General features: G+C 51.8%; 5 protein-coding genes and 1 pseudogene. 2 read left to right on the plus strand and 4 right to left on the minus strand.

Translation table 11 applies throughout. The features are described 5' to 3' along the window. A partial coding sequence (locus QZR21_RS08220; protein ID WP_296974851.1) for a LysR family transcriptional regulator occupies window positions 1-468 on the minus strand: 468 nt, incomplete at its 3' end. 160 nt (window positions 469-628) lie between these two features. On the opposite strand from QZR21_RS08220, the gene ilvN reads away from it, so the two are divergent. Both ilvN and QZR21_RS09110 read left to right on the plus strand, forming a co-directional pair. Further along, window positions 629-1,168, plus strand: coding sequence for an acetolactate synthase small subunit (ilvN, locus tag QZR21_RS08225; RefSeq protein ID WP_296099024.1), 540 nt, complete (start codon window positions 629-631; stop codon window positions 1,166-1,168). A 15-nt stretch (window positions 1,169-1,183) separates the two neighbouring features. Next, window positions 1,184-2,821 (plus strand): annotated as a pseudogene (locus QZR21_RS09110) (thiamine pyrophosphate-dependent enzyme). Between the two features lie 92 nt (window positions 2,822-2,913). On the opposite strand, the gene QZR21_RS08240 reads toward QZR21_RS09110, so the two are convergent. The 3 genes from QZR21_RS08240 to QZR21_RS08250 all read right to left on the minus strand — a co-directional run bounded on the left by QZR21_RS08240 (window position 2,914) and on the right by QZR21_RS08250 (window position 4,262). Then, complete coding sequence (locus QZR21_RS08240) at window positions 2,914-3,183, minus strand: TIGR03905 family TSCPD domain-containing protein (protein WP_296099033.1); 270 nt, start codon at window positions 3,181-3,183, stop codon at window positions 2,914-2,916. Between the two features lie 38 nt (window positions 3,184-3,221). Continuing rightward, window positions 3,222-3,809: a hypothetical protein gene (locus tag QZR21_RS08245; protein ID WP_296099034.1), complete on the minus strand. Its 588-nt coding sequence runs from the start codon at window positions 3,807-3,809 to the stop codon at window positions 3,222-3,224. A 123-nt stretch (window positions 3,810-3,932) separates the two neighbouring features. Further along, window positions 3,933-4,262, minus strand: coding sequence for a hypothetical protein (locus QZR21_RS08250; protein WP_296099038.1), 330 nt, complete (start codon window positions 4,260-4,262; stop codon window positions 3,933-3,935). Window positions 4,263-4,349: the final 87 nt, after the last annotated feature.

Here is a 4,349-nt window from a genome sequence, read left to right on the forward strand (position 1 = left end):
TTTCGATTGTTCATATGTACTGTACCTCCAATTGAAGTATAGCACATAGATGCATTGATATAAAGTAAAGTAATTAATGTCGTTTACTATGGTTTCGGACATGTTGATGGAAATGTTGGGGTATTTTTCTGTAAATCGGCTGATATAGGGCGGCAGCAGGTAGGCGTTCATATAGTTTGTACCGCCGATGAAAAGTTCCCCGGTCTTCAACCCGTGGAGGTCATCGAGCTGCTGCTTCAGTTCCTGCTCCAGCAGCAGCTCCCTTTTTATATGGGAAATATAGATTTTTCCTACGTGTGTCAGGGTCAGGGGCCGCTGGCCCCGGTTGAAAATGGCGGCGCCGATTTCTTTTTCCACCTTTCGGATGGCAATGCTCAAGGCAGGCTGGGTGATAAAAAGGGCCTCAGCGGCCTTGGAAAAACTGCCTTTCAGGTAGACCTGGTATATGTATGTCTTTTCTAATTCCATTGTATAAATCTCCTTTATGGAACCATTAATCCTATAAAATTGATTATATGCTTAAACGGCGGTATAGTAAAGGCACGTAAATAAATCTTTTCTACAGCCCTGTGATGGGGCAGATTGTCATCATCCTGCTTTCGGCGGGTAAGAAATACCAGGTGAAACTATGAAACAGATATTGGCCGTTGTAGTGCACAGCCGACCCGGTGTGCTGGCAAAAATTTCCGGGCTTATTTCCAGAAGGGGCTTCAATATTGAAAGCCTCATGAGTGGTACCACGAAGATTCCGGGCTATGTCCGCCTTACGATTACGGTGGATGCCGATGATGATACGATTCGGCAGATTTGCAGCCAGGTGGCGAAGATCAGCGAAGTAGAGCGAATCAAGGTACTCCACAAAGAGACGAGCACCCTTCGCAGCATGCTGCTCATCAAGGTCCATGCCGGAGACCGGCAGATGGAAGTACTCCAGCTGGCGGCAGCTTTCCGGTCCCACGCCGTGGATGTGACAGGAGACAGCATTACATTCATCAATACGGGAAGCGAAGAAAAGCTGACGGCCTTTGCCAAAGCTCTTGGCCGGTATGGGGTGGTAGAAATGATACAGACCGGCATCATTGCCCTGGAACGGGGCGATGAAGGGATGACTGTGGACCATCCCCGGTACGAATGGCCGGATGAAGAAAACCGGAAAGGAGGGGTATGATTATGAAAATGACAGGTGCCCAGGTGATGGTGAAATGCCTGGAAGAAGAGGGAGTTTCTGTGATTTTTGGCTACCCCGGTGGAGCCATCCTTCCTTTCTATGATGTTCTTCGGGATACAAAGGATATCCGTCATATCCTGACAGCTCATGAACAGGGAGCTGCCCATGCTGCGGACGGCTATGCCCGGGCCAGCGGAAAAGTGGGCGTATGCTGCGCCACCTCCGGCCCCGGCGCTACGAACCTGGTCACCGGGCTGGCCAACGCGTTTCTGGACTCTGTGCCCCTGGTGGCCATTACGGGCCAGGTGAAAAGCAGCATGATCGGCCACGACGCATTCCAGGAAGTGGATATCACCGGCATTGCCATGCCTGTCACCAAGCAGACATTCCTTGTTACGAAGCCGGAAGAACTGGAACAGACCATGCATCTCGCCTTCCTGATTGCCAGAAGCGGCCGGCCGGGACCGGTGCTGGTGGATGTGGCCAATGATGTGCAGACCGCTCTCATCGACTATGAACCTTCCCCCAAAAAGGAGATGCCCATCACGGTGCCGGATCAAGGGGAAATAGGAAAAGCCATTGCCGCTTTAAATGGTGCCCGCCGGCCGGTGATGCTCGTAGGCGGTGGCGTGGCTATTTCCGGTACGGAACAGGAAGCTCTCCACCTGGCGGAAAAGTTGGATATTCCTGTGGCCAGCACCCTGATGGGATTGGGATGTATCAGTGCTTATCATAAGGAGTTCCTGGGCATGAGCGGTCTCCATGGCCATATCCGGGCGAACCGGGCCCTGGCGTCGGCTGATGTGATTCTTGCCCTGGGGACCCGATTCAATGACCGGGTTACGGGAAATGTACAGTGCCCATAAGACCATTATCCATATCGATATTGATCCGGCGGAGCTGAATAAGAATATTCACAGCGCCATTTCCATTGCGGGGGACATGAGAGAAGCTCTTCGCATGCTTGACGAAGGGGTAAAGCCCCAGGACCTTGGCAGCTGGTGGGACAGAATCAGGAGCTGGCCGGGACCGGATAAAGATTTTGGACCGAACAGCACACCTCGTTTCATGGAAGCCCTGAACCCGATTCTGAAAGGAAAAGGATATATCGTTACTACCGATGTGGGACAGCACCAGATGTTTGCTGCCCAGCATCTGAAGCTGGAGTACGCCCGGGAAATGATTACCAGCGGCGGCCTCGGCACCATGGGATTCGGCCTTCCGGCAGCCATGGGAGCGAAGCTGGCCCGTCCGGATACGAAAGTTATCTCCATCAGCGGGGATGGGGGATTCAAAATGACAGGAAGCGAGCTCTTCACCCTGGCCAGCAACCGGATACCGGTGGTAGCTATTGTTTTCAATAACAGTGGACTCGGTATGATCTGCCAGCTCCAGGTGGCCAATTACCATGGCCGGTTTATGGCCAGCAACCTGCCGGGGTATGTGGATTTCGTAAAGTATGCGGAAGCCTTTGGCCTCACGGGAGAGCACGTTTCTACGCCGGAAGAGCTGGCAAGGGCTGTAGAAAAGGCGCTTCCCCTGGACCATACCCATGTCATCGAAGTGGCCATGGATCCCAGGGACATGGTGGCACCTATGGTGGCGGCAGGCAAAGGGATTGATGATTTTGTAGAAGGTTTGGGAAAGAGATAAATCATCATTTGTCTTTGGCGATACGTTAAAAAGCCCTGCATGTCAGAATTCAGGAGTTCCGGCATGCAGGGCTTTTTATATATTCTTTCGAATCAGGCGGAAGCACCTTTGCTGGCAAGGGCTTCATCCAGGGCTTTAGAAAGCTGGTCCGCACAGGAAGTACCTTTGCCGGCACAGTCATTGCCTCGGAGAATATCCGCTGCTTCCCGGGCATCCCGCCCTTCCAGAAGCCGTCCGATGGCAGCCAGGTTTCCGGGGCAGCCGCCCTGGAACTTCAGGCTGTGGATCTTTCCTTCTTCGTCCAGGTCAAAGGTGATGAGCCGTGAGCAGACACCTTTTGGGGTAAAACGATAACTCTTCATTTTGAATTTCCTTTCCGGGATATCAGTATCCCTCTCCATCAGGCATCCATAAATTCTTTCAGGTGATTCCGGTACAGATGGAAAATACCGTACACATACTGCTGCTTTTTGACCAGCGTATCGTGGGCGTACCAGTCTTTAATGAGCTTGCCTCCCACGAGGACACTACCGAAGGGGACGAGCAGGGCCACACAGAGCATACCAATGAGCTGCATGGCGTCCGGCCGTTTCGGGCTTTGGATGATATCCTCTAGGGAGCAGAGGGACTTCAGCTCTTCCAGAAACCGGTCGTATATCTCGTGGTCTTTTAATGCTTTTTCATTGACCGTGAGGAAGGCCCGGTGGCCGTCAAATCCGTAGCGGATACCGTATTTATGGAACCGGATGCGGAACGCATCGGAGGGCTGGGAAATTGTTTTTACCGGACCGATGAAGAGCACCCTTGTCTCCGGACGGGCCGCATTCCGATGGAGATTCCACTGGTCTTCATTCATGACGATGATTCGCAGGTTTTCTTCTGTGAGCCCATCGATCCGCTGCTTTTCGTCTTCCCTGATGAGATGCAGGATTTCATTGGAAAGTCCGGCATCCGGCTTGGCCGAAACTACAAATAATGTTTTTCGCATGGCCGTCCCTCCTTCCCCGGTTCCATGGACACTGTTCTTATATCTATCATATCACGGAACATTAAAGAGGAAAATGAGAATTTTAAAAATCAGGAATCCATGATTACCATGGATTCCTGATTTTCAGCAGACTCCGGGGAAGGAGTCTACAAACTGGATGCGGATGTCCGGAAAACTGTCTACGAACTGGATGGTGAAATCCTCGCCGTAGTCCACGAACTGCCATTCTCCGATGTCATCGGGAAAGGCGGAGACCGCTTTCACTTTGAGGTCCGGAAAGGAATCCACCACCTGTACCCGGATGTCAGGGAAAGAATCCACCACCCGCACCTTACCGGCGAGGCGGATATTTTTAAAATATCCGTCTGCATTGATGGGGCCTGCGGCAAAGGAAGAAACCCCGGCGAAAAGAAAGAAGAATAACGCAGTTAAAAAGACAATGATTTTTTTCATGGCAGCCTCCTGGGGAATAAAACAGAAATCGAACTATTGCGGTGAGCTGTTAGAGCGAAGCTTACGGGTAGAGTCATTCGTGCGGGA

Origin of the sequence: uncultured Dialister sp., assembly GCF_900541605.1 — a bacterium.
Classification (GTDB): Bacteria; Bacillota; Negativicutes; order Veillonellales; family Dialisteraceae; genus Dialister.

Coding starts and splice junctions, on each gene's coding strand:
- ilvN (WP_296099024.1), top strand. CDS start 629: ATGAAACAGATATTGGCCGTTGTAGTGCACAGCCGACCCGGTGTGCTG.
- QZR21_RS08240 (WP_296099033.1), bottom strand. CDS start 3,183: ATGAAGAGTTATCGTTTTACCCCAAAAGGTGTCTGCTCACGGCTCATC.
- QZR21_RS08245 (WP_296099034.1), bottom strand. CDS start 3,809: ATGCGAAAAACATTATTTGTAGTTTCGGCCAAGCCGGATGCCGGACTT.
- QZR21_RS08250 (WP_296099038.1), bottom strand. CDS start 4,262: ATGAAAAAAATCATTGTCTTTTTAACTGCGTTATTCTTCTTTCTTTTC.